7 protein-coding genes are annotated in these 23,187 nt (G+C 59.0%); 4 read left to right on the forward strand and 3 right to left on the reverse strand.

Features of this window, described 5'->3' with window-relative positions:
• Window positions 1–98 precede the first annotated feature (98 nt).
• Entirely contained in the window at window positions 99–3,383 is a 3,285-nt protein-coding gene (gene treS, locus NMA52_RS02055) for a maltose alpha-D-glucosyltransferase (RefSeq protein WP_254825968.1), read from the forward strand.
• Here treS and NMA52_RS02060 read toward each other — a convergent pair.
• From NMA52_RS02060 to NMA52_RS02070, 3 genes are read right to left on the reverse strand one after another with little or no spacing between them, the layout of a single operon-like run.
• The gene (locus NMA52_RS02060; RefSeq protein WP_254825969.1) at window positions 3,372–4,037 is read right to left on the reverse strand and encodes a TIGR04283 family arsenosugar biosynthesis glycosyltransferase; all 666 of its coding nucleotides are present in this window, start codon (window positions 4,035–4,037) and stop codon (window positions 3,372–3,374) included. The genes treS and NMA52_RS02060 overlap by 12 nt on opposite strands.
• Window positions 3,952–4,281, reverse strand: a complete 330-nt coding sequence (locus tag NMA52_RS02065) for a hypothetical protein (RefSeq protein WP_254825970.1) — start codon at window positions 4,279–4,281, stop codon at window positions 3,952–3,954. The genes NMA52_RS02060 and NMA52_RS02065 overlap by 86 nt, the downstream gene beginning before the upstream one ends.
• Window positions 4,282–4,297: 16 nt before the next feature.
• Window positions 4,298–5,329: an aldose epimerase family protein gene (locus tag NMA52_RS02070; RefSeq protein ID WP_254825971.1), complete on the reverse strand. Its 1,032-nt coding sequence runs from the start codon at window positions 5,327–5,329 to the stop codon at window positions 4,298–4,300.
• 727 nt (window positions 5,330–6,056) lie between these two features.
• On the opposite strand from NMA52_RS02070, the gene NMA52_RS02075 reads away from it, so the two are divergent.
• The 3 genes from NMA52_RS02075 to NMA52_RS02085 all read left to right on the forward strand — a co-directional run.
• Window positions 6,057–13,121 carry a malectin domain-containing carbohydrate-binding protein gene (locus NMA52_RS02075; RefSeq protein ID WP_254825972.1) on the forward strand — a complete coding sequence of 2,355 codons (7,065 nt, stop codon included), beginning with the start codon at window positions 6,057–6,059 and terminating at the stop codon, window positions 13,119–13,121.
• 85 nt (window positions 13,122–13,206) lie between these two features.
• Window positions 13,207–19,692, forward strand: a complete 6,486-nt coding sequence (locus NMA52_RS02080; RefSeq protein ID WP_254825973.1) for a malectin domain-containing carbohydrate-binding protein — start codon at window positions 13,207–13,209, stop codon at window positions 19,690–19,692.
• Between the two features lie 459 nt (window positions 19,693–20,151).
• Window positions 20,152–23,187: MopE-related protein (locus NMA52_RS02085; RefSeq protein ID WP_254825974.1), on the forward strand; the 3,036-nt coding region annotated here is incomplete at its 3' end.

Consider the following 23,187-nt stretch of genomic DNA (forward strand, 5'->3'; position numbering starts at 1 on the left):
GCTTATTTTGCACCGCTCCCGCGCACCCGCCCGCCAACGCACAAATCTGCCTACCTTCCGTTCTCTAACCCGCACCCAGTAACCGCTATCCCACTTTTATGACGACTACCTACCGCCGCGAACCCCTTTGGTACAAGGATGCCATCATTTACGAACTGAACATCAAGGGCTTTTTTGACGCCAACGGCGACGGAATCGGCGACTTCGCCGGCCTCGAGCAAAAGCTGGATTACCTCGAAGAACTCGGTGTTACGGCCATCTGGACCCTGCCCTTCTACCCGAGCCCGCTGCGGGACGACGGTTACGATATTTCGGACTACTACAACGTGAGCCCGCCCTACGGTAATCTGGAAGACTTCAAACGCTTCCTCGACGCGGCCCACGCCCGCGGCCTGCAGGTGATCACGGAGCTCGTCATCAACCACACCTCCGACCAGCACGAATGGTTCCAGCGTGCCCGGCGGGCCCCGAAGGGGAGCCCCGAACGCGACTACTACGTGTGGAGCGATACCGACGAGAAGTACCCCGACGTGCGCATCATCTTCACCGACACGGAGGTGAGCAACTGGACCTGGGACCCCGTCGCCAAGCAGTACTACTGGCACCGCTTCTTCCACCACCAGCCGGACCTGAACTACGACAGCCCCGACGTGCAGCGGGAGATCTTCAAGGTCCTCGACTACTGGATGAGCATGGGCATCGACGGTTTCCGCCTCGACGCCATTCCCTACCTCTTCGAACGCGAAGGCACTAACGGCGAGAACCTGCCCGAAACTCACGCTTTCCTGAAGAAACTGCGCAAGCACGTCGACGACAACTACGACAACGTCCTCTTCCTCGCCGAGGCCAATATGTGGCCCGAGGAGAGCGCCAGCTACTTCGGCGACGGCGACGAGTGCCACATGAACTATCACTTCCCGCTCATGCCCCGCATGTACATGAGCATCAAGATGGAGGACCGCCACCCGATCACCGACATCTTCGACCAGACGCCCGAAATTCCCGAAAATTGCCAGTGGGCCACCTTCCTGCGTAACCACGACGAGCTCACGCTGGAGATGGTGACCGACGAGGAGCGCGACTTCATGTACAACGTCTACGCCAGCGACCGCACCGCCCGCATCAACCTGGGCATCCGCCGCCGACTGGCCCCCCTCATGGACAACGACCGCGGCAAGATCGAACTGCTCAACGTGCTACTAATGTCGCTGCCCGGCACCCCCGTCCTTTACTACGGCGACGAGATCGGCATGGGCGACAACTACTACCTGGGCGACCGCGACGGCGTACGCACTCCCATGCAGTGGAACAACAACGAAAACGCCGGCTTCTCGGAGGCCAACCCCCACAGCCTCTACCTGCCCGTGATCCGGGATACGGAGTACAGCTACCGCTGGGTCAACGTGCGCCGCCAGCAGCAGAACCCCAACAGCCTGCTCAATTGGACCAAGAAACTGCTCGCCAAGCGTAAGAGCTTCAAGGTCTTCGGGCGGGGCAAGATCCGCTGGCTCAAGCCCGACAACGGTCGTATCCTGGCCTTCGTGCGGGAGTTCGAGGATGAGCGCGTGGTGGTAATCGTCAACCTGAGCCGTCACCCCCAGGCCGTGAAGCTCGACCTGAGCGACTACGAAGGCAGTAAGGTGCGGGAGGCCTTCGGTCGGACCTACTTCAACGAGGTGGGCCGCGACCCCTACCAGGTCACTCTATCCGGCCACGGCTACTACTGGCTGGAGGTGGAGTCGTCCGGTGCCGCCATTGTAGACCAGCGCGAACTTGGCCGGCCCACCCTGCGCATCGCCCAGCTCCGCGATTTCTTCAGCAAGAGCAACCTCCGCGCCCTCGAGCAAACGGTGCTGCCCAACTACCTCCGCTCGGTACAGTGGATGGGCGCCCGCGCCGCCCAGCTCGACCAGGTGAAGATCTACGACTACCGCATGCAGGCTACCCCCGAGCGCCACTTCGGCTGGATGCTGCTGGAGGTAACCTTCCTGGAGGGACTGCCGGAACTGCTGCAGCTGCCCCTGGCCTTCCACAACTATCACGACGACGTCGACTACACCACCCGGGAGGAGGTGATCGCCGTGGTCGATAACGGGAATCGCCAGGCGGTGCTCATCGACGCTCTGTACGACGAGGACTACCGCCGCGGCCTGATCAGCGGTCTTCAGGAATACGGTACGCTGAAGGATTTCCGCTTCCTGGCCCGCGAAAGCATGGTGGCCGCCCCCCGCCAGGACGCGAATCTGGTTCACTCCGGCACTGAGTACATGCTCCTGCAGAGCCGTGATTACACGATCAAGTTTTACCGCCGCGTCGACGCCAACGACGTGCCTGACCTGGAGGTGAAGCAGATGCTGAACCGCCGGGGCTACGGCTCGGCCCCCAACGTGCTCGGCACCCTGCACTTCACGCCCACCCAGCGGCTCAACGCTACGCTGGCCATCTTCGAGGAGCGCCGCCAGAACGAAGGCAACGCCTGGGAGTACGTGCTCAACAACCTGCGCCGCTTCTCGGAGGAGATCACCAATCGCCTCCAGTTCGATAAGCAGACCGAGGAGGCCCACCCGGAGGACGTCCAGGTCACGGACACCATCGTATATAAGGATATGCCGGAGATCATCCAGGATATCCTGGGTCCGAGTTTCGTGATCAAACTCGCCGAGCTGGGCCGGGCCACGGCCGCCTACCACACGGTGCTGGCCGACGTCAGCGAGAGCGGCTTCACCCCCGAGGCCCTTTCCCTGCACTACCAGCGAAGCGTCTACGCCGGTCTGAAGGGCGACGTGCGGGCCACGATCGACCTGATCCGTCGCGTCAACGGCGATCTGGAGGGCGACACCCGCGAACTGGCCGAGCAGCTCATTGCCGCCGAAAGCCGGCTGCACAAGAAGCTCAAGCGCATCTACGACCATAAGATCGAATCGGACAAAATCCGGATCCACGGCGACTTCACTCTGGAGCAACTCATCATCAGCGAGGATAAATTCCTGATCCAGAACTTCGACGGCGACCCCGACCGCAGCTACAGTCAGCGCCGCCTGCGCCGTAGCCCGGCCAAGGATATCGCCAATATGATGCGCAGCATCAGCTACGCCGCCGGACTCGTGTACGAAGAGGAATACGCGGGCCTGAACCGAAACGCGAGGACCCAACTGGCCGACTGGCTCCGTACCGCCAACAGCTATCTGGCCGCCGAATACCTGACGGCTTACCGTAAGGCTACCACCGGCACGCGTCTGCTGCCCGCCAGCGAGCACGATCTGGAGGTCCTGCTGGACACTTTCCGCATCGAAAAGGCGCTGCAGGAACTGCGTTACGACCTCAACTACCGTCCGCAACAGGCCGCCGTTCCCCTGCGGGGCTTACTGGAGCTAATCAAGTAGGCGAGCGTAAATTCTGGCAAGTTTGTCCTGGCCCGTTCCCAGCCGGTGGAGGGCGTACAGCAGCACGTACACCAGCTGGGTACGCACGAAGCCGTGGCGCAGGTACTTGCGGGGCGAGGTGGTCACGTGTGCGTCCAGTACGCGAAAGCCGCGGTGGCTCCGCAATTTGCGTACCATGCCGTTGTCTTCCAGCAGCCGCCAGTCGGAGAATCCGCCGACGGCCACGAAGTCGGTACGGCTCACGCCCAGGGACTGATCGCCGAAGCGAAAGGCATCGATGTCGAAGCGCGTGAAGTAGGCGTAGAGGCGCAGCCAGGGGAGCTTTTCTTGTCCTTCAAAGCGGAGCCGGAAGCAACAGGGCACGGCCGGGCGCTGCCGTAAATGCTCGAGCCAGTCGGGTGGGGGAAGGGTATCGGCGTGCAGGAAGTACAGGTATTCCCCCCGGGCGACCCGGGCGCCGGCGTTCATTTGGCGGGCGCGTCCGCGGGAGCCGGAGACGATGCGGGCGCCGTAGCGGCGCGCGATGTCCCGGGTAGCATCCGTACTGCCCCCGTCCGCTACGATTACTTCATACGAATCCTCCGGTGCCGTCTGGTTCAGCCGGTGGAGCGTACTCCCGAGATTTTCGGCCTCGTTCAGGGTCGGGATGATCACGGAGCACCAGGGTGTCGGATGCCGCCTCATCGGCCGTGGGTTCTTTCTGGTGCTGGTCATTCTGGCGCTCGCTCTTTTCGGTCACGGGCAAATAGTGCACGACGGCGGCCGCCAGACCGATCAGGAGGAGCCACCAATCGATGATGCCGGTATCGGAGCGGGTGAGCAGCACCTCCACGATTTTGGCGCCGAGCAACAAGCCGAAGGCCCCGTAAACGATCACGTGTTTATGCTCGCGGGTCATGCCGTGGTACAATTAACTACTCAAAGCGGTAAACGGTGGTAGAGTTGAAGGTTTCGCCGACTTTCAGTAGGGGGGTGACGAAATTTTCCTGGTTGGGGGCGTCCGGGAAGTGTTGGGTTTCCAGACAGATGCCGCCGTGGGTGGGGGTTGGCGTGTCGCCGCGCATGTGGTACTTCCCGGTGGGAAAATTGGTGGTGAAGAGCTGCACGCCGGGCTCGGTGGTCAGGCAGCGCAGGCGACGGCCGGTGGCGGGGTCGGTGACCACGGCGCATTCCCGGAGGCTGCCGTCGTAGGCGGAGATCACGAAGTTATGGTCAAAGCCGTTGGCAGCCCGTACCTGGGGGTGGTCCGCGGCGATGTCGCGACCCACCGGTTTGGCCGTCCGAAAGTCGAAGGGGGTGCCGGCTACCGGGCGGAGTTCGCCCGTGGGAATTTGGCGCTCATCTACCGGGGTGTAGCGGTCGGCGTGCAGTTGCAGAAGTTGGTCGAGGATGGTGTCCGCGGTACCGATGTTGAAGTAGGTATGGTTGGTGAGGTTGACGACCGTGTCCTTATCGGTGGTGGCGGTGTAGTCGATCCGGAGTTCATTAGCGTCGTTCCAGGAGTAAGTGACCGTCACGTCGAGCTTTCCGGGGTAGCCCATTTCACCGTTGGGACTGCGGTAGTGCAGCCTAACCCCAACGGCGGATTCCGCGGTGAAGGGCTCGCCCGTCCACAGTTTTTTGTTGAATCCTTCCGGTCCGCCGTGTAGCTGATTGCCGTTCTCGTTGGCGACCAGGGTATAGGTGGTGCCGTTAAGGGAGAAGCGGGCGTTAGCGATCCGGTTGGCGTAGCGGCCCACGATGGCGCCGTAGCTGGGGTTTGTGTCGAGATAACCCGCCAGCGCATCGCAGCCCAGGACCATTTCCGCTCCGTCTACGCGGATCGACTGGACGATGCCTCCGTAGTTCAGGATGCGCACGGAATTTCCCGCACGGTTGGTAAGGGTATAGCGGGTGACGCGTCCGGCGGGGGCAACGCCCCAGAATTCCTGTTCGAGGGTGGGCATGGAAGTAGTGGAGATAGCGAATGGTTACGGGCCGGTAAATTTAGCGTACGGGGAGGGATCGCCGGTCGGGAGGATGAAATTATGGTCCGAGGGCGCGGGGGACGTCCCGGTTCGCCTGTCCAGCCGTGTATCATACACGGTGCGGGACGCCTAAATCGTTGCGGTTGCTCACTACAAGCATTGTACGGCACGCCGCCGATTTTTAGCCCTAGCCGTAGCTAATCCGCCCGGTAAGAGGGGTAATTGTGAATCAAGCAGGTGCACTTACGTATGTATTGTGATAATATTTGATAAATTCATCCCCGTAATTTTGTTTTACGAAGTGGAATAATGTATGTTTAGAGTCCCATTAAATGAGTTCGTTTTAAGAGACACCTTTTTACACACTATCAATAACACAAATTTCTCCTACCACAATTTTGTTGTAATTCGTCGTATCCCGGCGTAGCTCGTTGCGTCCCGACGTAACCCGCCATACCCTGGCGTAACTCGTCGTGTCCCGTCGTATACTCCGATATGCTGCGTAATTCAGCGTGTACTCCCGTATGCGTCGTAATTCGTCATGTCCCGTCGTAATTCGTCGGATACCGTCGTATGTCCTCTATATGCGTAATAATTCGTCGTGTCGTCCATACACGTCGTAAGCCGTCGTGCCCAGTGCTGACGTGTTATAGGGGATCGATGCCGCGCCTGCGGTTGAGGTAGGAATTGAGTAACACAGCAACCTATGAACACACTATTACGCTCCCTCAAAGACCACAACTGTAGACCGCTTACCCCAATAATCGTCAGAAGCTTTTTATTCGGTTTACTGTGCTTGTTCGCCGGTACCGCGTGGGGACAAAGTTTTGGCGAAAGCAGCCTAAATTTCGACGGTAAGGGGGGGGTCGCCTCGGCCACCTCGCTGATGTACGGACCGGACGGTCGACTCTACGTACTCAGTTCAAACGGAACGGTCGATATTTTTTCCGTGCAGCGGAATGGGGACAACGATTACGTCGTCACCGATGCGGAGGAACTACTGGACGTTAAAAATATTCCCAACCACAACGACGACGGAAGCGCGGGCTCCGCTACCACCCGCCAGGCTACCGGACTGACGGTCGCGGGTACCGCCGCGGAACCGGTGATTTACGTTACGTCGAGCGATAATCGAGTAGGCGGGCCGAGCGGCGATAAGGACCTCGACACCAACTCCGGGGTCATCACCCGACTGACCTGGAAGAACGGTTCCTGGGAGGTGGTCGATATCGTGCGGGGCCTCTCGCGCTCGGAGGAAAATCACGCGACGAACGGTCTGGAATTCGTGACGATCAACGGCAGCGACTACCTCATCGTCTGCTCGGGCGGTCACACCAATGCCGGATCGCCGTCCGACAATTTTGCCTGGACGACCGAATACGCCCTGTCCGCAGCGGTCCTGTCGATCAACCTCACCCAGTTGGAGGCCATGCCCGTGCAGACGGACGCCGTTTCCGGAAGACAGTTCATATATAATCTGCCCACGCTGGACGACCCCACTCGGCCGAATGCTAACGCGATTACTGATCCCGACTCCCCGAACTACAACGGTGTGGATATCGGTGATCCCTGGGGGGGCAATGACGGGCTGAATCAGGCAATGATCGTGGCCGGGGGACCCGTGCAGATTTTTTCGGCCGGCTACCGGAATTCCTACGACCTGGCCGTTACCGCGGACGGTAAGGTGTACGTTACCGACAACGGGGCTAACGGGGGATGGGGCGGACTGCCCGTTAATGAGGGCAACGACGGTACGGTCACCAACGACTACGTCTCCTCCGAACCCGGCAGCTCCAGCTCGATCGGCGGCGAACAGGTAAACAATGCCGATCACCTGACGATGGTCACGGCGGATATCCAGAACTATACCTTCGGGAGCTTCTACGGCGGACATCCCGCCCCCATTCGGGCGAATCCCGCCGGTGCCGGACTGTTCACCAACCCGACGGCCAACGCCAACAGCAATTCCGTTTTCCGTACCCTTATTTACGACCCCGACGGCTCCCGCGGTGCCGGTTACACTACCAACCCCAACATCGCGCTGCCCGCTAACTGGCCTCCGGTGCCCCTCGCTCAGGCCGATCCCCGCGAAGGCGACTGGCGCGGCCCCGGGATCTCTAATCCCGACGGCGACGACGACATACTGGTAACCACCTGGGGTACGAACACCAACGGGATCGACGAGTACACGGCCTCCAACTTCGGCGGGGCCATGCAGGGCGATCTGATCGCGGGTAAAAACGGTGGGGTACTGCGCCGGGTGCAACTGAATACCGACGGAAGCCTGCAACAACTGACCAATTCGTTTATCTCCAACCTGGGGGGCAATGCACTGGGAGTAACCTGCAATAGCGACAACGACCCATTTCCGGGTACCATCTGGGTGGCTACCTACAATAGTGATATTAAGGTGCTGGAGCCCCAGGACTTCGTAAACTGCATCCTGCCCGGTGAAGCCGGTTATTCCGCTACGGCAGACAACGACAGTGACGGCTACACCAATCAGGATGAGATCGATAACAAGTCAGCCGCCCAGACCACGGAAGACGTGATCTGTAATGGCGGTAACCAACCAGATGATTTCGATAAGTCGGCGGGGGGTGCCCTCGTCTCCGACCTGAACGATCCGGACGACGACAACGACAATATTCCCGACGCCAACGATCCCTTCCAGTTGGGCGATCCGACCGACGGCGGCAGCGATGCCTTCGATCTGCCGGTCAGCAACGACTTGCTTTCCGATAATCCGGAATTGAAGGGCTACCTGGGGCTGGGTTTTACCGGACTGATGAATAACGGCGCCGCCAACCCCAACTGGCTGAACTGGCTCGACCGCCGCGATGATCCCAATGATCCCCACCCAAATGACATTCTCGGAGGTGCCGTCGGTGCCATGACCATGCAGATGACCTCCGGCACGGCCCTGGGCAGCACCAACACCCAGGAAAAGGCCTTCCAGTACGGCGTGAACGTCGACGAAAACGCCGGTTCCTTCACCGTCGAAGGTCGCCTGTTCAACTTTACTGCCGCCCGGCAACTCTACGACTCTTCGACTCCCGGTAACAGTGAGTTGGGCCTGTTCATCGGAGACGGAACCCAGAGCAACTATCTCAAGCTCGTCCTGACGGCGGGCGGGCAGCTACAGGCCCTCCAGGAGATCAACGACGTACCGCAGACGCCCGTAAGCGCCAACGTCACGGCTAACGATGACGTCGTCCTGTATTTCCAGGTCAATACCTCGACCGGAGTCGTCACCCTGCAGTACGCGGTTGACGGCGGGGGTATCCAGACGTTAGGTACCATTACGGCCGCGGGGAGTATCCTGACCGCCATCAAGAACAGCGGAACGCCACTGGCCGTAGGCCTGATCGGTACCTCCAATGAGGTGGGCAAGGAAGTGGAAGGCACCTGGGATTATCTGCACGTACAGGGCGCCCAACCCTACGTCGAGCAGAGCCTTTCGGACATTGATGTACAGATCGGCGCTACCACTCAGACCATCGCGCTGGGAGACTACTTCGGTGACGACGGGGGTGACGGCAGTCTGACCTACACCGTTCAGAACAATACCAACACGGCCGTTGGGGCGAGTATCAACAGCGGTACGCTATCCATCGCCTTCCCGGCCTCGGCCGCCGTAGCGCAGATCACCATTCGGGCAACCGATGCCGGCGGGCTCTTCGTAGAGCAGACCTTTACCGTCACCGTATCCGACGAGCCGGAACCCATCCTGCGCATTCGGGCCAACGGGGCTACCATTACCGCTACCGATGCCCCCTATCCCGATTGGCAGGGCATCACGGCCGCCGGTGCCCAGAGTGGTAGTTATAACGGGATAACCTACGCCGTTAACACCGGAACGTTTTCTACCCAGAATACCTCGGGCCGCCACGCCTCCCTACCCGACTACGTACCGCAAGCCCTCTTTACCCACGAACGCTACGACCCGGGATCCGCTCCGGAGATGGAGTGGACCTTCGGTCTGCCCAACGGCCAGTATGTCGTGCGCTTGTATATGGGCAACGGATACGGCGGAACATCGGCCGTAGGCGAACGAGTATTCGACATTTCCATCGAAAATCAACTGGTACAGGACGACCTCGACCTCGTCGCCACCTTCGGTCACCAGAACGGGGGCATGCTGGAGTATTCCGTTACCCTGGAGGACGGTACCCTGAATATCCTGTTCGAGCACAACATAGAAAACCCCCTGATCAACGGTATCGAGATACTGGGCGTACCCGGGCAGTCCAATGTGCCCATTACGGTCACCCCGATCCCGAATCAGACCAACCAGGAAGGCGACCTGATCAACCTAACGGTAGCGGCTTCCGGCGGGGACGCCAACGAAAACTTCGTATACAGTGCCACGGGTTTACCCGCGGGGCTCCAGATCGAACCCACGACGGGATTGATCTTCGGCAACATTGCCACCGGAGCAGCGGCCGGAAGCGTATACAGTTCCGTAGTCACGGTGGATAAGGCCGGCAGCACCGCCGTCAATGCTTCCTTTACGTGGACGGTCACCGGTCCGGTCAGCAACGCAAGCTGGAACGACCAGAGCGACGACGAGAACTATACCGCCCGCCACGAATGCTCCTTCGTACAGGCCGGAGACAAATTCTACCTCTTCGGCGGTCGGGAAAATTCCTCCACCCTCGACGTTTACAATTACCAATCCAAGACCTGGAGCCAAATCTCCGACTCCGCACCCGCTGAATTCAATCACTTCCAGGCGGTGGAGTACCAGGGACTGATCTGGGTGATCGGGGCGTTCAAAAACAACTCGTACCCCAACGAAGCGCCCGCCGATTACGTCTGGGCCTATAATCCCGCCACCGATGAGTGGATCCAGGGACCGGCGATTCCGGATGGCCGCAAACGGGGCTCGGCCGGATTGGTAGTACACAACGACAAGTTCTACGTCATTGCCGGCAACACTATTGGGCACAATGGAGGTTATGTGTCCTGGTTCGACGAGTTCGACCCGGCCACCGGACAGTGGACAGTTCTGAACGACTCGCCACGCCCCCGCGACCACTACCACGCGGCCGTGATCGGTGACAAGCTATACCTGGCGGGCGGCCGCCTGTCGGGTGGCCCGGGTGGCACCTTCGCTCCCCTGATCGCGGAAGTCGACGTCTACGATTTCACTACCCAGTCCTGGTCCTCCGCACCCGCCTTGCCTACACCCCGGGCGGCCGCTTCCGTGGGGGTCTTTCAGAACGAACTGTACGTTATCGGCGGTGAGATCGACGTGGACCTTCAGGGCAACACCATTAGCGACGCCGTGAAGACCACGGAAGCCTACAACCCGGTTACTGAGAACTGGTCGACGAAGGCAAACCTGGTGACCGAACGGCACGGCACCCAGGCCATCGTTTCCGGCGGTGGTATCCACGTAGCGGCCGGCTCCAGCAGCAAGGGCGGCGGCGGAACGATGAAGAATATGGAGTACTTCGGTACCGACAATCCGACCGGCTCCTCCCTCACCGCCAGCCAATTGCAGGTGCCGTCCAGCGTCAGCGTCAGCACGAGTGGATCTACGAACGTCACGCTAACCAGTAGCGGTGGCAACACCGGCCTCATCATTACCAGCGTCGCGATCACCGGTCCGGAGGCCGCCTCCTTCTCCCTGGGTACCCCCGTGGAGTTCGCCCTGGTGGAGCCGGGCGCCAGCCTGGACCTCGCCGTAAGTTTCGGGGGCACCGAAGGCGGTAAAACGGCAGTGCTCGAAATCGAGTACGGCAATGCCGGTATTGCCGTCGTCGCGCTGAATAGTACCGCGCAGACACCCGGCACGGTCCTGTACCGGGTCAACGCGGGTGGAACGCTCACTGCCAGTAACGATTCCGACCCGACCGACTGGTCCGCGGATCAGGCTACCTCGACGGCCAACGGTTCCGCCACTACGGGCACCCCTTCGCCCTACTACAATACGACGTCGCCGGCCCAGGACATCACCTACGGGGTTGCGTTCACGGGAACGAACAACACGGGCTATCCCGATGCACTGTTCTCCACGGAACGGTACAGCGCGGCACCAAATCCCAATAATATGCAGTGGGATTTCCCGGTGGGCAACGGAGACTACACCGTAAACCTCCTCTTCGCGGAGGTCTGGACCGGGGCGAAGACGGCCGGTACCAGAGTATTCGACGTAACGATTGAAGGGAATCCGGTACTGCAAAACTTCGACCAAACCGTCGCGTACGGCTGGAATACGGCCGGGGTGGAATCGTTTCCGGTAACCGTCTCGGACGGAAATCTGGATATCGACTTCTTGTTAATAACGCAGAACCCTAACATCAAGGGCATCGAAATCGTCAGTAGTGGAACGATCTCCGATAACGACCCCCCGGTTGTCACTAGTCCCGGGTCGCAATTCGGCACGGAGGGCGACAACGTATCCCTACAGATTGCCGCTACCGACACCGACCCCTGTAGTGGACTGACCTACGCGGCCACGGGGCTCCCGCCCAGCCTTTCCATCGACCCCACCTCGGGTCTGATCTCCGGTACCCTCGACGTAGGCAGCGGAAGCAGTGAACCGGCGGGCGCGTTTATCGAGGACGGTGGGATCGTAGTCATCGAAATGGAGTCGGCCGAAACCCTGCCGGGCTCCTGGAAGGATGCTTCGAACTACAGTACTACATTCTCTCCAAGTGTCAATAGTCCGGCCGGGGCCAGCGACAGCGATTTCATCATCTGGCAGGGACCTCAGTACACGGGCTCGCCCGGCAACGGATTGATTGCTTACCCGGTAGTTATCTCCACGCCCGGCGTGTACAAATTCCAGTGGCGCAACCAAGTCGGCAACGGCACCAATGCTACGGAGCACAACGATACCTGGGTGAAGATCGAGTCCGACGCCTTTTACGGGCAGAAGACCGGAAGCACCGTCTGCCCCAAGGGGTCGAACCCGGCGGAGAACGATTGTACCGGCAGTGCACCCAACGGTTCCGGCTCGGGTGGTTGGTTCAAGGTCTACTCGAGCGGCGCGACCAACTGGAGCTGGAGTACGAGAACCAGCGACAACGACGCTCACGATATCTACGCCCGCTTCGACGCCCCCGGGGTATACAACATTATGATCTCGGCCCGCTCCTCGTCGCACGTGATCGACCGGATGGTGCTGGCACACTCCAGCTACTCCGGCAACCCGCAGAGCCTCAGCTTGCCGGAATCCGCCCGCACTACGGGCGGCACCGTCGGCGCCGCGGAAAACAGCCCTTACAACGTCGTAGTAACCGTTACCGACGGTTGCTCCCCCGCATCCAGTTCGGCCACGGCCTTTACCTGGAATGTCGTGGATCAGCAGTCGGGCGGCAGTCTGGCGCTGACGGCTACCAGCCAGGGCCGCAGTGATCACGGTGGCGAGCACACCGTCGAGCTGTACACATTAGGTAACCTGACCACTCCCGCCTACACCTACACGCCTACCGCTAACGCGGCGGGGCAGATGACGGTATCGGGCTTTGCCCCCGGCACCTACAAGGTCCTGGTAAAACGCAGCGGGTTCTTGCAGAGGGTGCAGCAACTGTCGCTGAGCAGCGGAAACTCGACCGCCAACTTCGCCGAACTCAGGGCGGGAAATCTGAATGCGGACAACAGCGTCAACATCCTGGACTTCTCGCTGCTGGCCAATACGTTCGGCCAGTCCGGACAGACCTCCGACTTCAACGGAGACGGCGTGACCAATATCCTGGACTTCTCCCTCCTGGCTTCCAATTTCGGCCAGAGCGGAGACCCCTTAATCAGTAATAATTAGACCGTAAACGACCGGGATGAGGTTGAAGCCAACCTCATCCCGGCCCTATTCACGTATCCCGCCCCCGGCGATAATATATCTACCTATGAATACTCCATTACCTACCTCCGTTCGCGCGGTGAATATTTTGGACAAGGGCTTGCGCACCTGGTTGATGGTGCTCCTTTTACTCCCGGGCTGGCTGATGCAGGCCCAGGCCGATTTAGTCATGTCTCCCGCCGCGTCGACGATAAACGTCGGCGACAACCTTACGCTCACGCTACAGGTAGTCGCGGGCAGTCAGGAACTCGACGGGGTGGCCGCCCACTTGGACTTTGATCCTGCCTTCATAACCGTCAACTCGGTCGTATATAACGCAAGTTCCGAATTACCCACGGTCATTGTAGATCCCACCAACTTCGATCCGTCGGGAACGATCGACGCGGCTACCGGCCTGCTGGGCGGCCCCTTCGTTAGCGGAACCTTCGATTACCTGACCATTAACCTGACGGCCATCGCCGAAGGAACGACGTCCATCGACTTCTCGTTTGACTCCGGACCTCCCGACCGCAAAACCCAGATCTCCAGAATCGGTGTCCCGGTTTTCGGCACCGCCACGGGCACCAGCCTTACGATCACCAGCCCCAATGCCCCACCTACGGTAAGCATCACCTCACCCACCGATGGCGCGGTGTTCAGCCAGGGTGACGACGTGGTCATTACGGCCTCGGCAAATGACTCCGATGGTACGGTGAGCAGCGTCGCCTTTTTTGACGGGAGCACTCCGCTTGGCGTAGACAACGATGCGCCGTATTTCGTGACGCTGCCGAATATATCGTCGGGCGCCCATACCCTGACCGCTGTAGCGACGGATGACAATGGAGCTACAACTACCTCTTCGGCGATAAATGTCACTGCCAACGATCCTGCGCCTTTTCAACTCTGTATCGCTTCCGGTTCTGCAGGCCTCGAAGCTTTCGGCCGGGTTTTCGAAGCTGATAACAGTTCTACGGGTGGACATCCCACACGCACCAACGGTAAGAAGTATGCGGGATATAATGGTGCTATTGCAGGAACAAATAATTCGGCAGAGCTACTTTTATTTCAGGAAGAAATATACGGTGGAAAAACAGGTCTAGGAGGTAATGACCCCGCCTTCACTTATGACGTTCCCGTAGCAAACGGCTTTTATGCGGTTGACCTTTATTTCGCTGAGGTTTATCACCCATCCTCCGGCGGGCGTGTTTTTGACGTTTTCCTCGAAGGAAATCTAATTCTCGATGAATACGATCTGGTTGACCCGGTTAAGGATGGAATAAGCTCGAACCAAACAGCTATTACCCGTACCTACTTTGTACAGGTCGCCGATGGTGAACTCAGTGTGCAAATCGGACCGGCCACGGTTGATAACGGCAAACTTTCCGGTCTCTGTATTACCCGAGTACCGAGTGCTAATTTAATGCCATCCACATCCTTTGCCGCTTTGGAAGCCGAAGCGCTCATGCCGGCAGATATTGATCTCGGTATCTCCGACCCGGAAAGCGATAATCTTACTATTTCACTGAGCCCATCTCTTCCCGCAGGTCTTACGCTTGACCTGGCAAATTTGAAAATTACAGGTACCCCCGAAATTGCCACGGTTGGGACCTACACCATCAACGCGATTATTTCGGATGGAACCAGCGCCCCGATTACTCGGGAATACACTTTAGAAATTTCCGAACCGGGGCCTAATGATCCTCCAACTATCGGCGCAATTGCGGATGTTGCCGTAAACGAAGGCGATGCAATCTCAGTGAATGTAATCGTAACGGATGATAATTTACCAGCCGCAACCCTCCAGATCTTTGATAAGAGCGATGGGGGAACCAACCCCTTTATGCCGGCTACCGCGATATCTGGATACACTTTCACGGACAATGGTAATGGAAACTACACCCTTAACTGGACCCCTTCGGCCGGTGAAGGTCGATCGTATTATGCGGTCGTTGTCGCCGACGATGGTATTAATCCAGAGGTCAAGCAGTCATTTACCATCGATGTGGCCCAGCAAATTCCGGGTACGATCTTGTCCCGGACATTTAACAATCCTTTTCCATGGTACGGCAGTTCAACACCGGGAGCAGGGTTTTCCGTCGCAATAGAAACCAATGCCGCCAAAAATATTGGCTATATCGACAATGGTGATTTTGTTGAGTATTGGGTAAATATTCCTGCCGCCGGTGACTACGAATGGCGATTTAGCGGAGCTAAGGGCAATAACGGAATCACGACGGTAACTTTGTCCGAAGACGATGGTGGTTTTAGCGCAATCGGCACCGTCGCTGTTCCGAATACCGGATGGCAGACGTACAATGATTACTTAGCGGACGTCACTTTTTCCAATCCGGGATTACAGAAGATCAGGCTCGATTTCAACGGTGGATGCAACACCAATGAATTTGAATTTACCCTGATTACAGCTGCCGACAACACCCCGCCCGTGATTGCCCTTCTCGGCGACAATCCTTTGGAATTAACAGTAGGTGATGCCTACACCGAATTAGGCGCTACAGCTTCTGACGAAACGGATGGCGACATCTCGGCAAACATTATTATCGATGCCTCCGCGGTTGATGTGAATACGATTGGTTCTTACAACGTAACCTATAATGTAAGCGATGCTGCCAACAATGCAGCCACTGAAGTGATTCGCGTGGTGAACGTTAATCCACCGACCAACACAGCACCAATCCTTACGATTGGCAACCCCATTGACGGGGCCACCGTCACCCGGGGCGCCAACCTTACCCTGACGGCTACGGTGACCGACGCGGAAGAACCCGGCCTGGGAACCAGTACGGCCTGGGCCGCCACCGATCCCCAATTCTCTACCAATCCGTTGAGCGGCGTGGGAGCGAGTATTACCGGCCAACTGGTAACCCCCGGATCCCAGACCATCATCGCCTCCGTTACGGATGGCGGAGGCCTCACTAATTCCGATGCCGTCACCGTCACGGTCTCCGCTCCCGGGGTCGCGATCACGGCACCTGCGGCCAATGCCACGCTTACGAGTACCGGAGTACAATTGCAGTGGACCGCAACGGATATGCTCTACGGCCTGCAGGAGCATTTCCACCTTTACGTCAACCCGCCGGACCCTAACAATATCGATACCGACACCCGGATATCGACCGCCTCCGCGAACGGACAGACATCCTGGAATCTGACGGAGCTGGACGGCATCACCAGCGGCACCAATACGGTTATCATTCGGGCGGCCAACCAGTTTCACGAGGAGTTCTTGTCCGACCCGAACGACGCGACCAGTTTCGTGCAGGACATGGTCTCCTTCACGGTAGACCTGTCCGGTCCGGTGGAGTTGCCCGATCCTTGCGAAAATACCCTCTACCGCATCAACGTCGGCGGTCCGGCGGTTGCCTCCGCCGACGCCACCCCGCTAGGCTGGAGCCCGGATACGGGCATCTACGGTGATGCCGGTAACTCTCCGTACCTGGTCGCTAACTCTACGGGGAACAGCACCTTCAGCGGGAATTCCGGCGCTGCCCATTCCGGCCCGATCATTATGACCGACCCAACCGTGCCCACCTCCGCCTCCGCCGAGGTTTTTAATACGGAGCGCTATGATGCCCCGGGTACCCCGGAAATGAAGTGGGAATTCCCCGTGGTCCCGAATACCGAAGTGCAGGTGACGCTGCTCTTCGCGGAACTCTACAATGGGATTACCGCTGCCGGGGACCGGGTATTCGACGTGGCCATCGAAGGAAACGTGCTTCCCGCATTCGACAACCTTGATCCCTTCGCCATTGCGGGTCCGAAGGGGGCCTTCACCCGCTCCGCTACTCTCGTAGTGACGGACGATGTGCTGACCATTGAATTCCTCCACGTCATGGAGAACCCCGCCCTGAAGGGCATTCAGATCTGTAACCTTTCCGGTACGGTAGACAATACGCCGCCCGTTATTGCCCTGATCGGCGATAACCCGCTTAATCTGACGGTCGGCGGCACCTATTCCGATCCCGGAGCTACTGCTTCCGATAACGTAGACGGCGACCTGACCACCGCAATCGTGGTGGGTGGTGACCCCGTCAATACCAGCGTGGCCGGTACGTACGAGGTTACCTACAACGTATCCGACGCGGCCGGTAACGCGGCACAGGAAGTTACCCGGACGGTAAACGTCAATCTTCCCGACGAAGCCTGTGCATACGTGGCTATCAATCCGACCGGCACCAATATTCTGACGGCGAGTACGTACTCGAACGGATTTATCATCAGCAACAACTCCCAGGGCAGTCTTCAGATCGCCTCGGTGAGCTTCGATCTCAGTACCGCCATCTATCCCAATATGGTCTTTGACCCGGTCGGAACGGCGGGTGACGCCACGGCTAAGTGCCTGACCATAGTAAGCCAGTCGGGCGGCGACGGCAGCGTCGGACTGACCATTCCGGGCAACGGCGGGTCGGGCAGTGACCCCGATTGTACCACGCCCTTCCTTGGGGAGGCGGTCGTAGGAAACGGCGGCTATTCGGTCCTGAACGTCGCGTTCAGCGATTTCGAACCGGGTGAGTCCATCAATTTCGCCATCGACATCGACCCCACCAGCATCGAAGGCTTCAATGGTGCGGGGAACGCGGGTGCCATCAGCGGCCTGGAATTAGCCGGCACTACGGTGACCGTGGAGTTCACTAACGGGCAAACCGTCACTACCTCCACCGGCGAACTGTACCGCATCCAGCCGAGCAGTGTGGTGGGCGCAGAGAATTACTTCTACCCGGGGAGCGAATCCACCGCTCCGGGCCTCACGGTGCTGGGAGTAAGTGGTGTCAGCACCGAACCGGGCTTCCTCGATGCCACCGTCGGCGGTGAAAGCCAGACCGTACAAATCAGTGGCAACCCGAATGAGGCGGTATCTCTGCTCATCCTGGAGAGTACGATCGAGGACATCGGTCCCGGTATCACCCCCGGTTCGTACGAAGCCAATAAGGTTCAGGTCATCCAGGAGCTGGACGCCGTGATCGGCGGCGGCGGTACGGTAGATATTCCCATTACCCTGGCTGATAACGCCAGCGGGGACATCTTCCACCTGGTCGCCGTCAAGACCCGGACGGACGACGGCATCTGCGGCATCGGTACGACCAATACCTCCGAGGTGTGGCGCCTGAAGGTCGATCCCGTCTTCGGCGAACCCAGCGTGCTGTTTGAGATAAACCCTGGTATGGGTCTTAATGCGTCCACCTTCGGAGGCAACAGCAACTTCCAGATCACCAATCAATCCACGGGTACGCTCCAGGTTACGGGAGTGTCACTCGATCTCTCTACGGGTATCCTGCCCGATATGGTCTTCGATCCCACGGGTGCCGGCGGTGATGCTACGGCACAGTGTTTCACGCCCGGCGGTAGTGCTGCAACGGTGGGTCTGGTCGCTCCGACCGCCCCCTGCGCTAGTCCTTTCTCCGGAGTTCGTAACGGCGGATTTGACGTGCTGTCAACCACCTACACCGACTTCGATCCGGGAGAGACCTTCACCTTCTCGGTAGACATTGATCCCAACAGCATCCAGGGAGTAGACGGTGCCGGTAATGCGGGTGCCGTGTCGGGCTACGAGCTCGTGGGCGCTACCCTGACCGTAACCTTCAATGATGGTTCGACCCTGGTCAGCAGCCTCTACGAAGACGGTAGCCTCGGCGGTAGCCAGGCGGTCATCGCGGCAAGCGCACCACTAGCTCCTTCCATTGCGGTGGCGGGTCTTCCCTCCACCCCGGCAACCGTAAGCGATCCTAACCAAACCATCACGGTAACGGGAACGCCCGGGGATCACGTATCCCTCCTGCTGATGGATTCGCGGCTGTTCATTGCCTCCGGCGATCCCCCCTTCGGAGTTGCGGACGAGACCTACTACGCTAACGAAGCCATGGCCGGCAAGTCCCTGTACACGGGTGTAATCGGCGGCGGCGGAACGGTCGACATCCCCGTGACCTTACTCCGGACGCTGAGTGGAAATACTACTCCGGACGGTGGCCTGAACCAGCTGGTGGCCGTGACGTCCGCTGCCCCCTATGCGGTGGACCAGCCCGTCAGCCAAACCTCCAACGTAGTTACGCTACTGTACGATCCCTCCGCCGGTATTCCCGACCTGACCGTTTCGGTCACCCGTCAGGGGATGACGGACCACAGCGGAGACTATACCGTGAAGTTGTATGCCGTCAACGGATCAACGCCGGTTTACGACCTGGTTGCGACGGCGGATCCTACCGGCGAAATGACCGTAGACGGCATTGCTCCGGGTACCTATGAGTTGGCCGTAAAGTTTCCTAATTGCTTGCAGCGGGTCGACGTCATCACCATTACCGGAAACGGCGATAATCATGACATAGGTGAACTGCGGACCGGGGATACCAACAATAATAACCACGTCAATATCCTGGACTTTTCTACCCTGGTAACTTCTTTCAATCTAGATGTAGGCGATGCTGGATACAATCCCAACGCCAATCTGAACGGGGAGAGTAAAGTGACCATCCTGGACTTTTCGCTGCTGGTAACCAACTTCAACGTACTCGGGGAAGTGCCCAGCGGACTCAATCCGTAAGGAATCCACCTACCTGCACACCGGGGCCGTATCCACCAGGAGCTTCGGATTTAAATGCCTATAAATTATTTACGAATGAACCATCATATATCTATCCCTCGATGGACTTCTTCCGTCAAGCACGCAGCTTCCATTATGAGCAGTCTGATGATAGGATTAATCCTATTACTCAGCTCTCAGTCAGTTGTGGGGCAGGATCTAGTGCTTACGCCGGCTACTTCGTCGGTCACGGGGGCACTGCCAACTAATTTCACGCTGACGGTCCAGGTATCGGGAAGCACCGTTCCTATTGACGGTGCAACCGTAGGAATAGCCTTCAATGCTAACTTGGTACAGGCAATAAGCGCGACGCCTCAATCCGGATTTATTGATATAATCCAACCCGCCATCGACAACGCTTCCGGTACGATTATCATCAACGTCGGAACTTTTTCAGGAGGCATAGACAACACCTTCCCGTTGGCCAACATAACATTCCAGGCCATTGCACCCGGCGTCGCAAATTTTAGTTTTATTTCCTCCGAGGTACCCCCCCCTATACTTACCAGCGCTGGCTCCGATGTAACGAAAAGTACGACGGGTGCTACGGTAAATATCGTTCCACCCCCCGTCGAATGTACGGTCGACGCGAATGCCGACGGCCTGCCGAAACAGCTAGACTGTGCTTCCGGCAGCGTAAGCCTGAGCGGACAGACCTCTACCGGCTCCTACAGCTGGAGCGGCCCCGGCGCGTTCACCTCCAGCCAGCAGAACCCGACCGTGACCGTAGCGGGAAAGTACACGCTGTCCACTACTACGGACGGTTGCGAACTTACCAGCGAAGTGACGGTCCAGCCAGCCGACCCGCCGGTGACGTACTACGCGGACGTGGATGGAGATACTTACGGAGACAACGCTAATACTATTACCGCCTGTGACCCTCAGGCCGGCTACGTGACCCGGGGCGGCGACTGCGACGACAGCAATCCATTTGCCTATCCCGGTGGCCCCATTCCCTGTAATGGCGAACCGCTGACCGCGGATTTGGTCATTACGCCGGCGACCTCTTCGATGACGGATCCACTACCCGGAAATTTCACGCTGACTGTTGAAGTGTCGGAGAGTACCGTACCCATCGATGCGGCTACAATACACCTGGAATTTGACCCCGCGCTGGTGCAGGTGACGAGTGCGAGTGCCTTGAATAATTTCATTGGGATTGTACCGCCGGCTATCGACAATAATGCCGGCACCATAGCTTACGACGTGGGACGATTTTCGGACTTCCCCAGCGGTAGCTTCCCTCTTGCGAGTATAACCTTTCAGGCAACCGCTCCGGGGATCGCCAGCATTGACTTCGTAACCTCCGGGACCGCCCCCTCCGCGCTCACCAGCGCCGGGACAGACGTTCTGGAGAACACCACGGGCGCCACGGTAACCATCGGCCCACCCGATATCGAGTGCACGGTCGACGCGAACGCTGACGGGCTCCCCAAGCAACTGGACTGCAATACCGGCAGTGTCATGCTGAGCGGCCAAACCTCCACCGGCACCTACAGCTGGAGCGGGCCGAACGCGTTCACTTCCAACCAGCAAAACCCGACCGTGACCGCAGCTGGTCTCTACACGCTCACAACGACCACGTATGGTTGTGCACTTACCAGCCAGGTAAATGTCCTGGCAGCCGAGCCCCTGCAAACATTTTACGCGGATCGGGACGGGGATGGCTACGGAGACGTAAATACGACCACCCTAACGTGTGAACAGATGCCCGGCTACGTATCCCAGGCCGGCGACTGCGACGACGGCAACAACACCGTCTACCCCGGTGCGCCGGAACTCTGCGACGAAATCGATAATGATTGCGATGGTGAAGTAGACGAAGACTCGCCCACCGTGACCTTTTACGCGGACACCGACGGCGACGGTTTCGGAGACCCCAACAACACGACCGAAGACTGCTCCGTACCCACGGGCTACGTTAACAACGACTCGGACTGCGACGATACCGACGCGACCATCGGAGAGGCCATGACTTTCTACCTCGACCTCGACGGCGACAACTTCGGCGACGAAACCTTCACGACGGTGGGATGTACGATGCCACCAGGCTTTGCGGCCCAGAGTGGTGACTGTGACAATTTCAATGCCGATATCTACCCCGGTGCCCCGGATATCATCTGCGACGGACTCGATAACGACTGCGACGGCGAAGTGGATGAAGACGCGCCCACCGCAACCTTTTACGCCGACGCCGACGGCGATGGATTCGGAGATCCGAACAACACAACCCAGGACTGCTTGCCGCCTCCGGGCTATGTCGACAACGCCCTGGACTGCGACGACGCCGACCCAACCATTGGGGAGGCCACCACCTTCTACGCTGACGCGGATGGCGACACCTACGGTGATGAGACGGCCACCATCACGGCCTGCGCGGCCCCGGCTGGCTACGTAGACCAGGCCGGCGACTGCAACGACGGCAACGACACCGTCTACCCCGGCGCTCCGGATGTCTGCGACGGAATAGATAACGACTGCGACGGCGAGGTCGACGAAGATGCTCCCACCGTAACCTTCTACGCCGACGCCGACGGCGACGGACTGGGGGATCCGAACAACTCGATGGAAAGCTGTTCCCCAGTCCCGGGTTACGTCACCAACACCTCGGACTGCGACGATACCGACGCGACCATCGGGGAGGCCACCATCTTCTACGCTGATATCGACGGTGACAACTACGGCGATGAGACGGCCACGATCACGGCCTGCATGGCCCCGATTGGCTATGTAGACCGGGCCGGTGACTGCAACGACGGCGACAACACCGTCTACCCCGGTGCACCGGAACTCTGCGACCAAATCGACAACGATTGCGATGGCAGAATCGACGAGGATATCACTGCGACTACCTTCTACGCCGATACCGATGGCGACGGATTCGGAGATCCGAATAACACGACCCAGGGCTGCTCTCCACCCCCAAGCTATGTTATCAACGCCCTGGATTGCGACGACACCGACGCGACCATCGGCCAGGCTACTACCTTCTACGCTGACGCGGACGGCGACACCTACGGCGATGAGTCGGCCACCATCACGGCCTGCGCGGCCCCGGCCGGCTACGTAGACCGGGCCGGCGACTGCAACGACGGCAACAACACCGTTTACCCCGGTGCTCCGGATATCTGCGACGAAATCGATAACGACTGCGACGGCGAGGTGGACGAAGATTCCCCCACCACTACCTTCTACGCCGATGCCGACGGCGACGGACTGGGGGATCCGAACAACATGACCGAAAGTTGTTCCGTACCCCATGGGTATGTCACCAACGCCCAGGACTGCGACGATACCAATGTGAATATTGGCCAGGCCACTACGTTCTATGCCGATACCGATGGCGATACCTACGGCGATGCGGCTGCCACGATCACGGCCTGTACGGCTCCGGCCGGCTACGTAGACCAAGCCGGTGACTGTAACGACGCAGATCCTACCGTCTATCCCGGTGCC

The sequence above is a fragment of the Lewinella sp. JB7 genome (genome assembly GCF_024297185.1).
Taxonomy (GTDB): domain Bacteria; phylum Bacteroidota; class Bacteroidia; order Chitinophagales; family Saprospiraceae; genus Neolewinella.

Excerpts from the sequence above, each read along its gene's own strand:
- treS (WP_254825968.1), top strand. The coding sequence starts at position 99 with ATGACGACTACCTACCGCCGCGAACCCCTTTGGTACAAGGATGCCATC.
- NMA52_RS02065 (WP_254825970.1), bottom strand. The coding sequence starts at position 4,281 with ATGACCCGCGAGCATAAACACGTGATCGTTTACGGGGCCTTCGGCTTG.
- NMA52_RS02070 (WP_254825971.1), bottom strand. The coding sequence starts at position 5,329 with ATGCCCACCCTCGAACAGGAATTCTGGGGCGTTGCCCCCGCCGGACGC.
- NMA52_RS02075 (WP_254825972.1), top strand. The coding sequence starts at position 6,057 with ATGAACACACTATTACGCTCCCTCAAAGACCACAACTGTAGACCGCTT.
- NMA52_RS02080 (WP_254825973.1), top strand. The coding sequence starts at position 13,207 with ATGAATACTCCATTACCTACCTCCGTTCGCGCGGTGAATATTTTGGAC.